Annotated in this window: 20 protein-coding genes; 8 read left to right on the top strand and 12 right to left on the bottom strand. The window is 34.0% G+C overall.

What is annotated here, in order from left to right:
• Window positions 1-103: 103 nt before the first annotated feature.
• The 3 genes from MG290_RS11970 to MG290_RS11960 form a co-directional block, all read right to left on the bottom strand.
• Complete coding sequence (locus MG290_RS11970; RefSeq protein ID WP_264561507.1) at window positions 104-520, bottom strand: hypothetical protein; 417 nt, start codon at window positions 518-520, stop codon at window positions 104-106.
• 218 nt (window positions 521-738) lie between these two features.
• Window positions 739-1,440 (bottom strand): hypothetical protein, encoded by a 702-nt coding sequence (locus MG290_RS11965; protein WP_264561506.1) that lies wholly within the window; start codon window positions 1,438-1,440, stop codon window positions 739-741.
• A gap of 311 nt (window positions 1,441-1,751) precedes the next feature.
• Window positions 1,752-2,633, bottom strand: coding sequence for an IS982 family transposase (locus MG290_RS11960; RefSeq protein WP_264561505.1), 882 nt, complete (start codon window positions 2,631-2,633; stop codon window positions 1,752-1,754).
• 127 nt (window positions 2,634-2,760) lie between these two features.
• Between MG290_RS11960 and MG290_RS11955 the strand changes: the two genes are divergently transcribed.
• Both MG290_RS11955 and MG290_RS11950 read left to right on the top strand, forming a co-directional pair.
• The gene (locus tag MG290_RS11955; protein ID WP_264560948.1) at window positions 2,761-3,663 is read left to right on the top strand and encodes a tyrosine-type recombinase/integrase; all 903 of its coding nucleotides are present in this window, start codon (window positions 2,761-2,763) and stop codon (window positions 3,661-3,663) included.
• Entirely contained in the window at window positions 3,642-4,739 is a 1,098-nt protein-coding gene (locus MG290_RS11950) for an IS91 family transposase (protein WP_264561504.1), read from the top strand. The genes MG290_RS11955 and MG290_RS11950 overlap by 22 nt, the downstream gene beginning before the upstream one ends.
• Before the next feature lie 300 nt (window positions 4,740-5,039).
• Here the strand turns inward: MG290_RS11950 and MG290_RS11945 are convergent, their stop codons facing one another.
• The 6 genes from MG290_RS11945 to MG290_RS11920 form a co-directional block, all read right to left on the bottom strand.
• A complete protein-coding gene (locus MG290_RS11945; RefSeq protein WP_264561503.1) occupies window positions 5,040-5,342 on the bottom strand; it encodes a helix-turn-helix domain-containing protein in 303 nt (100 codons plus the stop codon).
• The gene (locus MG290_RS11940; protein ID WP_264561502.1) at window positions 5,326-5,691 is read right to left on the bottom strand and encodes a type II toxin-antitoxin system RelE/ParE family toxin; all 366 of its coding nucleotides are present in this window, start codon (window positions 5,689-5,691) and stop codon (window positions 5,326-5,328) included. The genes MG290_RS11945 and MG290_RS11940 overlap by 17 nt, the downstream gene beginning before the upstream one ends.
• 448 nt (window positions 5,692-6,139) lie before the next feature.
• A complete protein-coding gene (locus MG290_RS11935) occupies window positions 6,140-6,832 on the bottom strand; it encodes a hypothetical protein (protein ID WP_264561501.1) in 693 nt (230 codons plus the stop codon).
• 167 nt (window positions 6,833-6,999) lie between these two features.
• Window positions 7,000-7,419, bottom strand: a complete 420-nt coding sequence (locus MG290_RS11930; RefSeq protein WP_264561500.1) for a DUF1761 domain-containing protein — start codon at window positions 7,417-7,419, stop codon at window positions 7,000-7,002.
• On the bottom strand, window positions 7,419-7,829 hold the full coding sequence (locus MG290_RS11925) for a DUF6157 family protein (RefSeq protein WP_264561499.1): 411 nt from the start codon (window positions 7,827-7,829) through the stop codon (window positions 7,419-7,421). Before MG290_RS11925 ends, MG290_RS11930 begins: the two co-directional genes overlap by 1 nt.
• A gap of 238 nt (window positions 7,830-8,067) precedes the next feature.
• Window positions 8,068-9,021: a Fic family protein gene (locus MG290_RS11920; RefSeq protein WP_264561498.1), complete on the bottom strand. Its 954-nt coding sequence runs from the start codon at window positions 9,019-9,021 to the stop codon at window positions 8,068-8,070.
• A gap of 431 nt (window positions 9,022-9,452) precedes the next feature.
• Here MG290_RS11920 and MG290_RS11915 point away from each other — a divergent pair, with 431 nt between their 5' ends.
• Window positions 9,453-9,776, top strand: coding sequence for a single-stranded DNA-binding protein (locus MG290_RS11915; RefSeq protein WP_264561497.1), 324 nt, complete (start codon window positions 9,453-9,455; stop codon window positions 9,774-9,776).
• Window positions 9,777-9,850: 74 nt separating this feature from the next.
• On the opposite strand, the gene MG290_RS11910 is transcribed toward MG290_RS11915, so the two are convergent.
• The gene (locus MG290_RS11910; protein WP_264561496.1) at window positions 9,851-10,756 is read right to left on the bottom strand and encodes a histone deacetylase family protein; all 906 of its coding nucleotides are present in this window, start codon (window positions 10,754-10,756) and stop codon (window positions 9,851-9,853) included.
• A gap of 40 nt (window positions 10,757-10,796) precedes the next feature.
• Here MG290_RS11910 and MG290_RS11905 point away from each other — a divergent pair, with 40 nt between their 5' ends.
• Window positions 10,797-11,465 (top strand): tetratricopeptide repeat protein, encoded by a 669-nt coding sequence (locus MG290_RS11905; protein ID WP_264561495.1) that lies wholly within the window; start codon window positions 10,797-10,799, stop codon window positions 11,463-11,465.
• Between the two features lie 29 nt (window positions 11,466-11,494).
• On the opposite strand, the gene MG290_RS11900 is transcribed toward MG290_RS11905, so the two are convergent.
• Together MG290_RS11900 and MG290_RS11895 are read right to left on the bottom strand one after the other, a co-directional pair.
• Window positions 11,495-12,121: a chloramphenicol acetyltransferase gene (locus tag MG290_RS11900; protein WP_264561494.1), complete on the bottom strand. Its 627-nt coding sequence runs from the start codon at window positions 12,119-12,121 to the stop codon at window positions 11,495-11,497.
• Window positions 12,118-12,813, bottom strand: a complete 696-nt coding sequence (locus tag MG290_RS11895) for an HAD family hydrolase (protein ID WP_264561493.1) — start codon at window positions 12,811-12,813, stop codon at window positions 12,118-12,120. Before MG290_RS11895 ends, MG290_RS11900 begins: the two co-directional genes overlap by 4 nt.
• A gap of 124 nt (window positions 12,814-12,937) precedes the next feature.
• On the opposite strand from MG290_RS11895, the gene MG290_RS11890 reads away from it, so the two are divergent.
• From MG290_RS11890 to MG290_RS11875, 4 genes are all read left to right on the top strand, one after another.
• Window positions 12,938-13,126, top strand: a complete 189-nt coding sequence (locus MG290_RS11890; RefSeq protein WP_264561492.1) for a hypothetical protein — start codon at window positions 12,938-12,940, stop codon at window positions 13,124-13,126.
• Window positions 13,127-13,182: 56 nt separating this feature from the next.
• Entirely contained in the window at window positions 13,183-13,692 is a 510-nt protein-coding gene (locus MG290_RS11885; RefSeq protein ID WP_272585542.1) for a hypothetical protein, read from the top strand.
• 83 nt (window positions 13,693-13,775) lie between these two features.
• Window positions 13,776-15,197, top strand: a complete 1,422-nt coding sequence (locus MG290_RS11880; RefSeq protein ID WP_264561490.1) for an amino acid permease — start codon at window positions 13,776-13,778, stop codon at window positions 15,195-15,197.
• 67 nt (window positions 15,198-15,264) lie between these two features.
• Window positions 15,265-15,546, top strand: coding sequence for a GNAT family N-acetyltransferase (locus MG290_RS11875; protein ID WP_264561489.1), 282 nt, complete (start codon window positions 15,265-15,267; stop codon window positions 15,544-15,546).
• Window positions 15,547-15,635: the final 89 nt, after the last annotated feature.

Here is a 15,635-nt window from a genome sequence, read left to right as displayed (position 1 = left end):
TCAAATAATCACAAACATTTGTGAATTGCAGCGAATTTTCCGCCAGGGAAATTCAGCCGCAATGAGCTATACACGTTGTTGTAAAACGTTTTTTATCCAATTTCTATTCCTCAGCCGCTGGATGATATTGGCTAATTTCAATTCCAAAATTCAGGTTTCCAGCTAGTTTTAGCAATTCAGGTTCCAAATAGTCAAATTGAGCTTCAACTTCGTGCATTCTCGTTGCAATTCCGAAATCAATTATTGGGTTTTCGTTATCTGAAAGTCCAAATGAAAATACAGTTTCAAGTTTATCAAAGTTGGCTTTTAAAAATTCAGTCGCATCTTTTCTTTGCTGTTCAAAGTAATTGTAATCGGCATTACTCAATTCAAAAGAGCAACCGTTTGAGTTCTCAATTTTTTTCTTTCCGATTTTTGTTTTTTCGCCTATCCGATACGTTTTATAGGGTTTCAAATCGGTTGATTTTAAAAAATCATCGACTTTAAAATTCTTTCCATCTATTCTTAAAACACAACTCATTCGGTTTGTCAAAATGTTTTACAACGGTTACGTATAAACGCAGTAGCGGAGTAGGGAAGTGGAAACTTTCAACTTTACACAAACATAAGCTACTTGCATATTTATTTGCTAAATTTACAAAAAGGAAATTAATTTGCAAGTAGCGACAAAGGATGTAGAAACTTTGATTTTGGTACTTATCCCGCTATTGCGGTTATACGATGTTGTAGCCAGTTTTTTTATCTCATCCATCCTTCGACAATATAATTCCGTTCAGTTATTTTATAATCCTTTCCATTTAAAGGTTCGAACCATAATTCAATTCTCGCTCCATATTTATCTCCCCAAGAACCTTCGTAAATAGTAAATTCTCCCGAATATAATTTGGGTTCGAAATTTTCTACATTGACTTTAGACCTAATTTTCATTCTATCTGCTGAAAGATGGTCATTTGAAGTCACTTCAAATGCTTTTATATAAAAGTTACCTTTTTCAGTTGGTTTGTAATCTGTAAAGTAGTTATAAATTCCTGGTTGGAAAGATGAAGCCAAAACCAAGTTAAATTCTCCAAAGTCATTTTCAGTTGGTTCAGTTTCCTTTGGTTCATAAATCTCAATGTCATTTGGAATTTCTTTATTCGCTCCGTAGTAATCTGGTGGCGAAAAAGTAAAAATGATTGATACAAAGAGAAATAAAAATCCTGAAATCAGTACTTGAGGAATCAGGAAATACCATTTTTTGATAAATATTTGAACAATTGCAGATATTATATTTCCTAAAATGTTTGCAAAAAATAACATCAGAGAAATATCAATTATTGAGTCGCTTTTCAAAACTTCTCCAAGCAGAAACACTATGAAAGGAATCAAATATGATACAATTGGAATCCACCAAACTTTGAAATATTTAAAAAAGATGTTTTTGACTTTCTCTAATCTCATTTTAATTTAGGACGATGTTTTTTTTAAATTGGCTACAACGGTTTGGGCTATACGTAGTGCGGGATTTGAAGACTGAAAGTTTCAAATCGGCACGGAGTAGAGCGTAGCCGTTGAATATTTTAAATTTTCACTAAATATACAAAAGGCGAAGCGAAAGACAAGACTAAAACTCTAAATTTCGCACTTAACCCCGCATTATGTATAGCCTTTGTTGAACTAAACCTCCGGTAGCTTTCGTTGCGATGATATTCGTATCTTAGTATTTATTAACGATTAAATAATTGATACTATGGTAAACCCCTGGTGCATTATTAAACGAGATTAATTTTTAGGTTGTTAATATTTCTATTAAACACAAATTTATTCAAATATTGAATAGTTGTCAGTGTTGTAATTTTAGCCAGAATTCTTGTTTCAAATCCTTCAAAGGTCTTTGCGTAATTTCTTCTAATCATAAATTGGTCACACAATTGTGAGAACAGAGTTTCAATTCTTTTTCTATATTTTTTGAAATGATAAAATTGAGGTTTATAACCTTTTTGATTTTTTCTTTTCGGAGTTTCTAATTGGATATTGACCTGGTTAAATAAATCAAGTTGAATGGTTTGTGAAAGATAACCTTTATCTCCAAGTAAAACACAATCAGACATTTGCTTTCTTATATCCTGCAAATAATGAATATCGTGGACAGAGGCAGGAGATAAATCAAAACTTTGAAAAACACCAGAAATTGAGCAAACAGCGTGTAATTTATAGCCATAAAAATGTAAATTTTGTGAAGCACAAAATCCCTTGTTGGGAATGGCATAATCGACCTCCTTACATATTTTACTTCTGGAAGAACGTGTTATTTTGCACACTTCCAAGGGCATACTATCGACCACAAAATAGTTTTCAAACTCATTAAATTTTTTTACCATTTTCATTCTGATTTCTTCGATAAATGGAAATAATTTTCTTTTTCTTCTGTTGTAAACACTTCGCTCAATTTTAGATTCAATTTCAAAACCCTTAATTTCTCTAAATAGCTGATGTTCAGAATCAATCGATTTAAATTCTGACAAGATTATTAAACTAATTAATTCAATATCAGATAGTTTAGGCTTTATTGGTTTAAAATATAAATTCTCTTTTTCCGAAATTTTCCGCAATTCCTTCAAAATTAATTTGTAACTTGCTTCTAAGTTGCTCATGATTGTATTTGATTGTCAGTCAATACAATATACTACTTTTTTGTATCTTGAGCAACTTTTTATATAATGCACTACGGGTTATGGTAACTAAAAAAAATCTCCGGAGGAATTAAGAGCGAACAAATATTTGAATCGCGCTTGTAGTGAAATTAATGGTTTTTCTGAACTTCTGCAACGTTTTGAGCGTAATATTTCTATTTTAGGACGAAGTAAACGCACTTTCGAAAATTATTCTCGCCATGTTGCTGCAATGGCCTTACATTTTGGCTGTTTACCAACCGAATTAGATCCTGAACAGGTTAAAGATTACCTCTTTGAACTCCAACAACGCTCTAAATCTCCTTCACAATCGTATTTTAAACACACTGTTTACGGACTTCGATTTCTACTAAAGACCGAAAATCTTCCGTATGATTATCTTCATTTACCGGCAATTCCTAAAGAAAAAAAACTTCCTGTTATTTTAAGTCGTCATGAGATTTGGAAACTGCTTCAACATGCCGATTTGCTCAAACATCGCATTTTAATTGGTTTGATTTATAGCTGTGGATTGCGCTGTATGGAAGTGAGAAACATCGAACTCAAACATCTCGATTTCGATAGAAAATTACTACATATTGTTCAAAGTAAAGGGAAGAAAGATCGTTATGTTCCACTTTCTGATCATATTATTCGAGGGATTAAAAAGTATATTTCGGTCGAACATCCTACCACCTTTTTATTTACCGGAAACACCAAAGATGCCAAAGGTTTTGATTCGCGTTATAGTCAGCGTGGGGTTCAATGGGTCATAAAATCGGTTTGTAAAAAGGCCGGAATTTTAAAAGATGTGCACACCCATACATTGCGTCACAGCTACGCTACGCATTTGCTCGAAGATGGTGTAAATATTCTGCAAGTTCAGAAATTGATGGGACATGAACGTATTGAAACTACGATGGAATACTTACATGTTTGTCAGCTCGAAAACCAAAAAGTACACAGTCCAATTGATACCGTTTTTGCGCTATGCAGCCGCAATGGGAAGTAGCCGATGTGCTCAAAAAAGTCGATTTGTCTAACCAAAACTTTACGGTTCATCAAGAAAAAACACTTCGAGCATTGACTTTATGCAGAACTGCTGCTTTGGGCGGACATGTAGATGCTTGTGATACTTGCGGAAACATCAGCATTAGCTACAACAGTTGCCGAAACAGACATTGTCCGAAATGTCAAGGTCATAAACGTGAAGAATGGATTCAGGCGCGCGAACAAGATTTATTGCCTTGTTCGTATTATCATGTGGTTTTTACCCTTCCAGATTCGCTTAATGGATTAACGATTCATCAGCCACAATTGATGTATAAAATCTTGTTTGATTCGGTTTGGGCAACGCTTTCTCAGTTCGGAAAAACTGAAAATATGCATTTAGGAATGATTGGAATTTTGCATACTTGGGGACAAAATCTGAGTTTGCATCCGCATATTCATTGCATTATTCCTGGAGGTGGAATTGATGCAAACGGTAAATGGAAACGCAAGATAAAAACCGATAAATACTTGTTTTGTGTAAAAGCATTGAGTAAGGTTTTTCGAGCAAAATTTGTGGCCTCCATGCGTAAAGAAAGTTTAGGAAATCAAGCGTTGTACAATCAATTATTCGAAAAGAATTGGGTGGTTTATGCCAAACGTCCTTTTGGTGGACCAAAACAAGTGATTGAATATTTAGGTAGATACACACACAAAGTAGCTATTAGCAATCATCGGATTAAAAACGTAACCAATCACGAAGTTACCATTGCATACAAAGATTATAAAGACGGTAGTAAAACCAAGCAACTCACCTTAAAAAATGAAGAGTTTGTTCGCAGATTTAGTTTGCATATTTTACCCAAACGCTTTGTTCGGATTAGGCATTATGGCATTTTAAGTAGTAGTTGGAAACGCGGAAAACTCCAACAATTACAAGAGCATTTAAATGTTGTAAGACCCGAAATCGAAATCAAAACACAACATAGAAAATGTTTTTGTTGTAAAATTGGAAATCTGGTTACGTTGCATGTTTTTGGGCAAAGAGGGCCGCCAAAAGTATATCTTATCGAAAATACACTTGCTTCTGTGAATTAACTTTTACGGGTAAGGGAACTTGTGTTTCATCGTTAAAAAAAGAAAGTGAAAAAGGTTGAAACAGTACAAGTTCAAACACAAAAAAAGCAGTAATGGCAAAATTACTGCTGGTATATTTTAAAGCTACACTTCGAAAACTCCATAATACATAAAGCTACTCCGGTGAGCCTGCCCTGAGTTTATCGAAGGGTTCAACGGGCTTTACTTCACTTGTTTATTATTTGTTTTGGTGTTCAGTGATTTTCAATTCATCTCATGCCCTCCGGGCAAGACGAAAGCTTAGTTATTGGTGGCAGTTTTTTATTGAATTGTAAAGTTGATTTTTCGTCCAAGTCCAATTTCAATAAGTTTATAAAGTGTCGAAAGTTGAATATCGCTGTGTCCATTTTCAATTCTCGATATAAAGCTTTTTTTTGCCCCAATTTTCTCAGCAAGTTGCTCTTGTGTCATTTGAGCCAATTTTCGTTCTTCTTTTATTAATTCTCCAATGGCAAAAGATTTGGCTTTAATTTCAAAGTCAGTTCTTTCTTTAGTTCCAGTTAACCCATATCTTTTGTCAAGATGTTGAGCAAAAGTCTTGATATTTTTATTTTTTGTTTCCATTTTTATTTTCTTTTTGTTCATTAAAATATTCCTGCATTATTTTTTCTGCTCTAATTATCTCTTTCTTCGGTGTTTTTTGCGTTTTCTTTTGAAATCCATTGAAAAGAACTACTAAATTTCCTTTGTCAAAACAGCAAAAAATTCTGTAAATATTACTTTCATATTCTACTCGAATTTCAAAAAGTCCTTTTACACCTTCGATACTTTTAAAAAACTTGGTTGGAACACGTTCAATAATTGTCATCATAAAAAGAACTTCGTCAATTTTGTCCTTTACTTTGTCGGTCAATGGTTCAAAAAAGTCGTCAAAATAGTCTTTATAAAAAACAATTTCTCTAATTATTTCCATTTGACAAAGTTAACGAATAATGGAACAATTACAAAATAAAATGAGTAAATTTTAATGCTTTTTTTGTTAGCGGTCGGTTCGGTAAAATTGCCACCAACGGGGCGGCGGCTTTGCGAAGTTCTTTTTCCGAGCTTGCTCGGGGAAAGGATTTTGCAAAACCGCATGATGTGCGAAGTTCGCGAAGCGACAAGCGCATCGTGCGGTGCAGGCGCCGCCCCGATGTAGCGAAAGGAGCGTAAGCGGATTTCGCTACATCGGTTACGTATAAACGCAGTAGCGGAGTAGTGAAGTCGAAACTTTCAACTTTACACAAACATAAGCTACTTGCATATTCATTTGCTAAATTTACAAAAAGGAAATTAATTTGCAAGTAGCGACAAAGGATGTAGTAACTATAATTTTAACACTTATCCCGCTATTGCGGTTATACATTGTTGCCCACTGTGCTTTATATTTCATTTAGTTCTTTTCTCATTAATTTGATAATATCGTCTTTAATGCTTTGAGTTACTTTACCCTTTAATTCAAGTTCCTTTTGTTGTAATTCAATTCTTACTTGATTTCCAGTCAACATTAATTTTGGTAGGTCAGACATCATTTTGTCAGACTGTTCCATTAATTTGTCATATGATAATTCCAAGAGATTGAGTTTGTCTAAAATTTCATCGCTTGCAATTAGGCGAATTGTATTTGTTTCTTGCTTTAATTTTGTTAGTTCAGCATAGGAATCGAAAGTCATTTTTTGTATTTTCTTGGACATTACTGTTACAGCTAAATTTTCTTTCTTTTTATTTCCTTGAGTGGCTGCATTTAGATAGTTTTTATTGAATTCATCTAAAATTGGCATTAATTCAGATTGATTTTTTAAAGTCGCTTCGTTTGTAAAATTGTCTAAAAGCTTAAAAAATCCAAGATATTGTTCTTTTTTACTCTCGTATTGATATCTCCTTTTGCTAATGTCTAATTGATGGTCTTTTTTAATGGATTCGGTTTCTTCAACAAGTTCTTTGTTTTTCCGTTTAAGAGCATTAATTTTTGCGCTTTCCTGAATAAAAGTCCTAACGTATAATATCAATAAGCCAATGAACCCAAAGAATAGGTAAAGGACGAAAGGTTTTAAAAAGTCAATTAGTTCATTCATTTGGTTTTTTCCAGCATAGTGGGCAACGGTTAGTATATGAAAAGTAGGCGATTTCGAAGTCCGAAACTTTCCGTTAAGCACAAAGTTTGATACGAGCCAAAACCCTTTATTTTTCTACTGTTTCGCCTATTTTTTATATACATTGTTAGCGGTTCGGCTTTTTATTTTCAATTCGTTATTGCGTAAATTATCAAGGTCGTTAAAGTTATCCCCAAAGCTTGGGCTGTGCCTGTTATTGCTCCAAATGTCAATGGTTTTTTCATTGTCGGAATTACAGAGGTTGTAAAAACGACAGCCATTGCAATTCCAAATCCAATTAAAAGCCCAAGTTTTAATGCTCCATTATACGAACTTGTATTTGTCAGTTTTAGCAAAATGGCAATCACAACTGTCGTAACGAAGCAAGCGAATAATGGTGCGATGTAATAAATATTGGTCTCTTTCCAATTTTCGGGTCTTTCAAAACCCATTGCATCTTCCCAACTTTTACCAAAAGCAAATTGTCTGTGCCATATACCGCAAAATGCACAATAAAATATTGTTCCTATTGCAATAGCCAACCAACTAATTTCTACAAGTACTTCCATTATCTGCGTGATTTCATTGCTTTAACTTTCTTAATTTTTGAATCCTCTATAAATTTTCGATACTCTTCCGTTTCCATTCCGAAAAGTGCTATTTTCCCATCACTGTCACTATGAATACCAAAACCATATGTTTTTGTCAAGGGTGAAGCTCGAAAGCAAGGCTGCCCTTTTGAGAAAAATTGTTCTCGTGCTTGTTTATATTCAGCTTTAGTCAAGTCTTTTCGGTCGGAAAACACTTGAAAGAAAACGTCATCAGAAGTAAATTTGTAGGGATTTTTTGCAATCATTTCGTATTGCATTTCCGCTACGGTTTTTTTGTCCTTTGTTGGCGGTTTTGTTCCCCTTTCCGCTTTTGTGTCTTCCGCAACTTCGATAAAAGTGTCAAAATAATTTGTCGAATGTATTTTCATTTCTTTCTCGTTTATTTTTTACGATTTCGTTTTTTTAGCTGACCGCTAACGGTTACGTATAAACGCAGTAGCGGAGTAGGGAAGTCGAAACTTTCAACTTAGCACAAACATAAGCTACTTGCTATTTTATTTGCTAAATTTACAAAAAGGAAATTAAATTGCAAGTAGCGAAAATGGAAGTAGTAACTATAACTTTATCACTTAACCCGCTATTGCGGTTATACATTGTTGTGCCCAGTTATTTTAAACGATAGATTGTCTTATTTTTTTCTCCTATTTTTTCAAAAAAGCCTAGTTCAGCTCCCTTTTTTAAATCTCTACTAGCTGTTGCAGAAGAAATATCTTTAAAAACATCCATATAATCTTTTCTTGTAAATTCGGTTTTATTTAATGAAACATAATATTCTAATCTGTCTTTTTCGTTTAATGTCCGATTATTGAAATCTAATAATTCACTTATTGAATTATCAATTACTTTTAACATATACTCAATAAATTTTGTTGAATTTCCTGACTTATCACTTTCTGCAAGAGCCTTGTAATATTTTTCTTGGTCACTACTAATTAAAGTTTCAAACGGTAAAAACTCAAATACCGGATATTTCTCCATTAAAATCAAAGTTTGCCATAACCTCCCCATTCTTCCGTTTCCATCTACAAACGGATGTATAAATTCCATTTCGTAATGAAAAACACAACTTTTAATTAACTCAATTTCGTCTGACTTTTTCAGGTATTCAAAAAGTTCCTTCATTAAATAAGGAACATTGCCAAATGGAGGTGCTAAATGTTCAACTTTTGAACCTTTTACGATTCCGACACTTTGTTTTCTATATTTTCCTGAATTTTCAATAAGACCTTCCATTAAGTTTTTATGAGCTTTTAAAAATGACTGTTCATTAGAGGGATTATATTTTTCTAAATTTTCATAGATTTTGATAGCATTCAAAACCTCAAGGACATCTTTTTTTGGGCCAATAACTCTTTTGTTGTCTACAAGCGCTGTAATTTGTTCTTTTGTAAGTGTGTTTCCTTCTATTTTTAACGAAGAATGAATAGTCTTGATTCTATTCTGTTTCCTCAATTTAGGTGAAGGTCTGTTTAATAAATTAGCATTTACTTCTCCCATTTTCTCAGAGATAGAGGTTATTAATTTTAAAATAGAAGATGTTATTTCGTAAGGTGGTTTCATTTGTGATACTATCATTTGATACTATCAAAGATACAATCATTTAAACAAAATTATGTAATGTGACGGATTTTTTAATTGGGCACAACGGGGCGGCGGCTTTGCGAAGTTCTTTTTCCGAGCTTGCTCGGGGAAAGGATTTAGCAAAACCGCATGATGTGCGAAGTTCGCGAAGCGACAAGCGCATCGTGCGGTGCAGGCGTCGCCCCGATGTAGCGAAAGGAGCGTAAGCGGATTTCGCTACATCACAAATATATACGAAAGTTTATTAATTAACAAAAAATAAAGAATAAAAACATAAACGATTGTTTATTAATAATATAAACGACAACAAACATTTACAATCGACTACAAATGTTTAACAACCGAATAAAATTTGCAAGCTGTCGCAACTTTGTACCAAATAATTATTTAACATTAAAATTTTATACGCCATGAGTACATTAAGAAACAGTGTTCGTCTTGTAGGAAGAGTAGGTAACACACCGGAAGCAAAAACTTTTGACAATGCTACAAAAGTTACTTTATCGTTAGCAACTAGCGACTTTTACTACAACGATAAAAAAGAAAAAATAGAAACCATCCAATGGCACAACATCGTTGCATGGGGCAAAACCGCTGAACTGATTCAAAAATATGTTGAAAAAGGTAAAGAAATTGCCGTGGAGGGTAAATTAACCTATCGTACATACGAAGATAAAGATGGCATCAAGCGCAGTATTACCGAGATTGTAATCAGCGAAGTGTTGTTTTTCTAAAATCAAAATCCGTAGGGTTTAATAGCATTTCCACAGATGCACAGATGTGTAATCTTTGCATCTGTGGTTTTATTCTAAATCAATAAGTCGCGGGTTGCTTTAAAGGTGTTTACATGGGCCTGCAATATAGTTCGCAGGTCGGGTGAATAACCTCCACCCATGCTGCACTGAATGGGAATATGGTATTTTTTAGCCAATGAAAATACCAATATGTCGCGTTGTTTGCAACCATTAATTGTACAATTCAATTTACCCAATTTGTCTGTTGTTAAAATATCCACACCTGCTTGGTAAAAAATAAAGTCGGGGTTTTCAGCAGCAATTATGGGCTCTAAATGCTGTGTTAAAAGCTGGATATATACCGCATCGGTAATGTTGTTTTCTAGTGCAATGTCTAAACTCGATTGTTCTTTTTTAAACGGATAATTGGCTTTTCCATGCATAGAAAAAGTGAAAACGTTTGGGTTGTTTCTGAAAATTTCCGCTGTTCCATTGCCTTGATGCACATCTAAATCAACAATTAGTACTTTAGATACCAAATGGTGTTTTAGCAAATAGGCAGCTGCAATTGCTTGGTCGTTCAGCATACAAAAACCTTCGCCATAATTAGAAAAAGCGTGGTGGGTGCCTCCGGCAATATTAAAGGCAATACCGCTGTTTTCTATCGCTTTTAAAGCGCCGGTTAAAGTGCCTTGTGCAATGATTCGTTCCCGGCGCACCAGTTGGGCGTTGTGCACAAAGCCCGTTTTTCTAATTTCTTTTGCGGTGAGTTGTAAATTCATATATCGGTTCACATAATCGCTACCGTGAACCAAACAAACGGTGTTGGTGTCTATTTCAGTGGGTTGAAAAAAATGTTCCTCGCTCACAATTCCTTCCAAAAGCAGTTGTTGTGGTAGTAGCTCGTATTTTTCCATAGGAAATCGATGGTTTTCTGGAACCGGATGTTTGTAAATAGGATGATACGCTATGGGAAACATTTTTGTTTTTTGTAAATTGCGACACTAAAATAAAAAAACTATGAATTTATTTAAAGAAATACAGCAAAGTTTGACTTTTCATAATATTATGTGTATATCAATAATGTTTATAATGTTTTCATGTAGTGGCGATAAGAAAGAATCCCAAATTATTGATATAAAAAAAAACACTTCAAAAAGAAATATTATTTATCAGGATACACCTGAAAAGTATTTTAAGACATCTGATAATTATAAAATATTTAAGGAAAGTGAAAGTTTACATATTCAAGGGAATTATAATGAGGCATTAAAAAAATTATTAGAACTTGAGAAATCTGAGAAGGAAAATGAACTTGTATTGGGTAGTTTAGGTATTGTTTATATGGATTTGAAACGATATGAACTGTCTGAAAATAAGTTAGAGAAAGCTATTAAAATCAATCCAGATTTCATTAACAATTTGTTTAATCTTGCCACACTTTATGAACGATTGAAGAATTATGAAGATGCCGATATGACTATGCAAAAAGCAGAGAATTTGAAAAAAACGGAACAAGAGGAATTTCTATACTATATGCAAAGAGCTTTTTTAAATTATAAATTAAACAATTGTGATAAAGCTTTAAAATTTTGCGAAAAAATTATAAACTCAAATTTTGATGAATATTATATAACCAATGCACAAGGTGCTTATAATGAAATTAAGGAAAAATGCGTTGAAAAATAATTACTATAACTTTTACTTTTCAGCAAATTCTACTCATTCAAAATATCCTGAAACAAATCAAAAAAGCGCCCCATATCAATACCGTCAACCAAGCCGTGATGTGCAAATAAGGCAACATTGAAAAATTTTCTACCATTTTTGTCCATCATTTTACCAATAGAAACTTTTGGTGCACTATCAGGGTATTGAAAGCCACGGGCATGCGTTAACGAGGTAAAATTTACCCAAGGAATAGCAGAAAAATGAATGATATTTTCGCCGTAATCGTCTTTCGTAAGCAAGGTGTCGGTTTGTTGAACTCGAGCTATTTCGTTTTTTACCGATTTTTGAAAAAGCTCTAAATCTTCTTGATAAATAATATGCGAAAAGCCAAAGGTTTCGTTTTTTTTTAAAACCGTTGACGAAGCATCAATCCGATTATACTGAAAAACCTTTCCATTGTCAATCCGCAGTTTAAAAGCCGGCAATTGATTCATGGTTTTCAATGCAGCATACAAATAATAAATAAAAAACGACGTGTTTAATGCTTTCGCTTTTTCGTAGGCTTTGGTAACATCGATTTCCACAGTAAGTCCGTAAAAGGGTTCATCCATTGCCGAGAAAAATTCAAAATGACTTTTTCGTTTCCAAGTATCTAAATCAATTTCTGTTTTCATATGTTCAATAACGTAATAATTTCGCTTGCTTTTTCAACGCTGTAAAAATTATTGTGCACAATTTCGTGGTCAATGCGTTCGTGTGCCCAAGTGGTGTGAAAAGGTACGTGCACGGCAGTTCCGCCAATGTTTAAAACCGGCAGCACATCAGATTTTAACGAGTTTCCAATCATTAAAAAGTTTTCAGGTTCAATTTCCAAACGTTTCAAAAGTTTTTCGTAATCCAATTCTTCTTTTTCAACCATCACTTCGATATGATGAAAATATGCTCCCAAACCCGATAAATGCAACTTGCGGTGTTGGTCTTTTAAATCGCCTTTCGTTGCCACCACCAATTTGTATTTTCCGTGTAATTGTTGCAAGGTTTCTTCAATGCCTTCTAACAGAACAACCGGTTTTGCCAATAATTCTTTTCCAATTTCAATGATTTTTTGCATTACTTTGGTCGATACTGTGTGGTTTGAAACCTCGTAAGCCGTTTGCACCATCGATAAAACGTATCCTTTAATTCCATAGCCATACAATGGTAAATTGCCAATTTGTGTTTTGAACAGCGCCTGCGCCAAACTTTGTTTTGAGAGATAATCACTCATTAAAGCACAAAATTTTTCTTCGGCTTCGTCAAAATAAGGTTCGTTAATAAACAGTGTATCGTCGGCGTCAAAGGCAATTACTTGTATGTTTTGTATCATTTTATTCAAAGTTTCTTCAAAGATAAAACCTAAAATCAGAGTAATTGTTCAAAAGGAATCAATTTGTTAAAAAAAATTGACCAATAATTAAATTTTGTACATTTAATATAAAAAAGAGAAAACTATGAAAAATGTAATGAAACAAGAAATGCAGCAACTAAATTACGAAGATGTAGCTGCTTTGGTAACCACAGGTGCGGCGGCAGGTATTGCCGTTACGAAGGTTACAGGACATTCTAAAACATTGGGTGCAGCGGTTGGCGTTGGCTTAAGTATGTTGTTTTATGGGATTTTAAAAAAATATGGAAAGTAAAAAAAATAGTATTGTTGTTGGTTGCAGCATTTTCGTTCAGCGCTTGTTGCACAAGATTGAATGATGATCTTCCAACTCCTGAACCGCGAGGATCGTATGTTGCCGTATTAATTGTTGATGCTATAACCAATAATTTTGAAGGCGGAAAGATTTATCATTATAATCAGGAATTTTCAACCTATAATTTAACGGTTGAAAATGTTCCCCCGGTTGATGTTGGATATATTAAAGTGCATTATGTGGAAGCAAATCAGTTGATTTATCACGCCACCCAAGTTTTCATGGGCAATGGTGAAATAATTGTTCCCAACCCATTAAAACCGCCACAAGATTTTCAGAGCGTGCTGACCGAAGATTTCTTTGCTTTTCCAAATGATGCTGTGGAACTGACAAACGCACCATCGCCCGAAGGAAAAGCTGAAGAAAAATGGGCACAAATTCAAAATTTAGAAGTGATTCGCAATGCGTTGCAACAAAACAAAGGTTCTATACACTATTTTAAACACATTACAGACACAGGCGGTTTTGTAGAACATGCCAAATGGGTTTTTATCGTAAAAAATTAAGGTTGCCAAGTGCAGCCTTTTTTTATTGATTTTTTAAAATAAACGTTTATTTTAGCAGTTAAAACAAACTAAAACTTTCAACTTTGGAACAAACAACTACAAGCAATTCTTTGAAAAGAGGATTGTCTAACCGCCATATTCAGTTAATTGCCTTGGGTGGAGCCATTGGAACGGGCTTATTCTTAGGAATTGGACCCGCTGCTGTTTTGGCCGGACCATCGGTTATTTTAGGATATGCCTTTGCAGGAATTATTGCTTTTTTCATCATGCGTCAGTTGGGCGAAATGGTGGTAGAAGAACCTGTTTCGGGCTCTTTTTCGCATTTTGCTTATAAATATTGGGGATCTTTTGCAGGTTATTCTTCCGGTTGGAACTATTGGATTTTGTACATTTTGGTTTCCATGGCAGAATTAACAGCCATTGGCAAATATGTACAATTTTGGTGGCCTGATATTCCCTTGTGGGTTTCCAGTTTATTTTTCTTTGTAACGATAACCGCCTTGAATTTAGGCTCTGTTAAAATGTTTGGCGAAGCCGAGTTTTGGTTTTCTATTATTAAAGTAGTGGCAATTTTGGCCATGATTGCTTTTGGAACATACTTATTAATTTCGGGAACGGGTGGCGAACAGGCAAGTATATCAAACCTTACAAACAACGGAGGATTTTTTCCAAAAGGTTGGCTCGAAAAAACCAGTGACGGATACCAAGGTTTGCTCTCGGTGATGGCGATTATCATGTTTTCATTCGGCGGATTGGAACTAATTGGAATTACAGCTGCCGAAGCCGCAAATCCCGAGAAAAACATTCCAAAAGCAACCAATCAAGTAATTTATCGTATTTTAATTTTCTATGTAGGTGCTTTAATTATTTTGTTTTCGCTTTCTCCGTGGGCAACCATCACCACAGAAACAAGCCCGTTTGTTACCGTTTTTGATAATTTAAAAGGTTTGCATTTCAATCTATTCGGAACCGATATTTCAGGTACAAATTTAATTGCCAATGTACTTAATTTAATTGTATTAACAGCTGCATTATCGGTTTATAATTCATCGGTTTACAGCAACAGCCGCATGTTATATGGCTTGGCAGAACAAGGGAATGCACCAAAATTTGTAATGCACTTAAATAAAAGTTCGGTTCCCACCCGCGCTATTATTGTTTCGAGCTGTTTTGCAGGTTTGTGTATCATTATTAATAAGTTGATGCCAGATGAAGCCTTTAAAATACTTATGTCCTTGGTGGTTTCATGTTTAATCATTAACTGGATTATGATTTCGTTTACACATTTAAAATTCCGTAAGTTTAAAGACAGCGTTTTGATAAAAACCAAATTCCCATCGTTTTTATATCCGGTTTCTAATTATATATGTATGGCGTTTTTGTTAGGGATTTTAGTGATAATGAGTATGACCGGTATGCATGTTTCGGTAATTTTAATTCCGGTTTGGTTGCTTATTCTATTTATAACATTTCAACTTGTTCAAAAGAATAAAAATCAATCTTAATATAGCTTAACAATTTTTGCCAAAGTATTTTATAATTTTAATGAACTAATCTAACACAAAAATTATTATGGAAATCAATCACAGAAAAGAAGAAAATAAAGGTGTTTTTATTGCAACAGAAAACGATGTAAAAGCCGGTGAAATGACTTATAGTAAGGCTGGGGATGATAAATTTATTATAGACCATACCGAGGTAAATCCGGAATTCAAAGGAAAAGGAGTTGGTAAAGAAATGGTTTTTGCAGCAGTTGAATACGCACGCGAAAACAACATTAAGATTTTGCCTTTATGTCCGTTTGCAAAAGCAATGTTTGATAAGAACAAAGACATCCAAGACGTTTTGGTTTAACATATAAACTCTGATAAAGTTTTAAACTTTGTTGGAGTTTTTTTTTTACAAAACATAAGTGTAAATAGAATTGTCTAAATATTTACCAC

Source organism: Flavobacterium sp. CBA20B-1, from assembly GCF_028473145.1.
Classification (GTDB): Bacteria; Bacteroidota; Bacteroidia; order Flavobacteriales; family Flavobacteriaceae; genus Flavobacterium.
Note: the sequence above shows the minus strand (reverse complement) of the source record. Positions and strands in the feature narration are given on the sequence as shown.

What these genes read in the sequence shown, in the direction of transcription:
- MG290_RS11970 (WP_264561507.1), bottom strand. Translation starts at nt 520, where the DNA reads ATGAGTTGTGTTTTAAGAATAGATGGAAAGAATTTTAAAGTCGATGAT.
- MG290_RS11965 (WP_264561506.1), bottom strand. Translation starts at nt 1,440, where the DNA reads ATGAGATTAGAGAAAGTCAAAAACATCTTTTTTAAATATTTCAAAGTT.
- MG290_RS11960 (WP_264561505.1), bottom strand. Translation starts at nt 2,633, where the DNA reads ATGAGCAACTTAGAAGCAAGTTACAAATTAATTTTGAAGGAATTGCGG.
- MG290_RS11950 (WP_264561504.1), top strand. Translation starts at nt 3,642, where the DNA reads ATGCAGCCGCAATGGGAAGTAGCCGATGTGCTCAAAAAAGTCGATTTG.
- MG290_RS11945 (WP_264561503.1), bottom strand. Translation starts at nt 5,342, where the DNA reads ATGGAAACAAAAAATAAAAATATCAAGACTTTTGCTCAACATCTTGAC.
- MG290_RS11940 (WP_264561502.1), bottom strand. Translation starts at nt 5,691, where the DNA reads ATGGAAATAATTAGAGAAATTGTTTTTTATAAAGACTATTTTGACGAC.
- MG290_RS11935 (WP_264561501.1), bottom strand. Translation starts at nt 6,832, where the DNA reads ATGAATGAACTAATTGACTTTTTAAAACCTTTCGTCCTTTACCTATTC.
- MG290_RS11930 (WP_264561500.1), bottom strand. Translation starts at nt 7,419, where the DNA reads ATGGAAGTACTTGTAGAAATTAGTTGGTTGGCTATTGCAATAGGAACA.
- MG290_RS11925 (WP_264561499.1), bottom strand. Translation starts at nt 7,829, where the DNA reads ATGAAAATACATTCGACAAATTATTTTGACACTTTTATCGAAGTTGCG.
- MG290_RS11920 (WP_264561498.1), bottom strand. Translation starts at nt 9,021, where the DNA reads ATGAAACCACCTTACGAAATAACATCTTCTATTTTAAAATTAATAACC.
- MG290_RS11915 (WP_264561497.1), top strand. Translation starts at nt 9,453, where the DNA reads ATGAGTACATTAAGAAACAGTGTTCGTCTTGTAGGAAGAGTAGGTAAC.
- MG290_RS11910 (WP_264561496.1), bottom strand. Translation starts at nt 10,756, where the DNA reads ATGTTTCCCATAGCGTATCATCCTATTTACAAACATCCGGTTCCAGAA.
- MG290_RS11905 (WP_264561495.1), top strand. Translation starts at nt 10,797, where the DNA reads ATGAATTTATTTAAAGAAATACAGCAAAGTTTGACTTTTCATAATATT.
- MG290_RS11900 (WP_264561494.1), bottom strand. Translation starts at nt 12,121, where the DNA reads ATGAAAACAGAAATTGATTTAGATACTTGGAAACGAAAAAGTCATTTT.
- MG290_RS11895 (WP_264561493.1), bottom strand. Translation starts at nt 12,813, where the DNA reads ATGATACAAAACATACAAGTAATTGCCTTTGACGCCGACGATACACTG.
- MG290_RS11890 (WP_264561492.1), top strand. Translation starts at nt 12,938, where the DNA reads ATGAAAAATGTAATGAAACAAGAAATGCAGCAACTAAATTACGAAGAT.
- MG290_RS11875 (WP_264561489.1), top strand. Translation starts at nt 15,265, where the DNA reads ATGGAAATCAATCACAGAAAAGAAGAAAATAAAGGTGTTTTTATTGCA.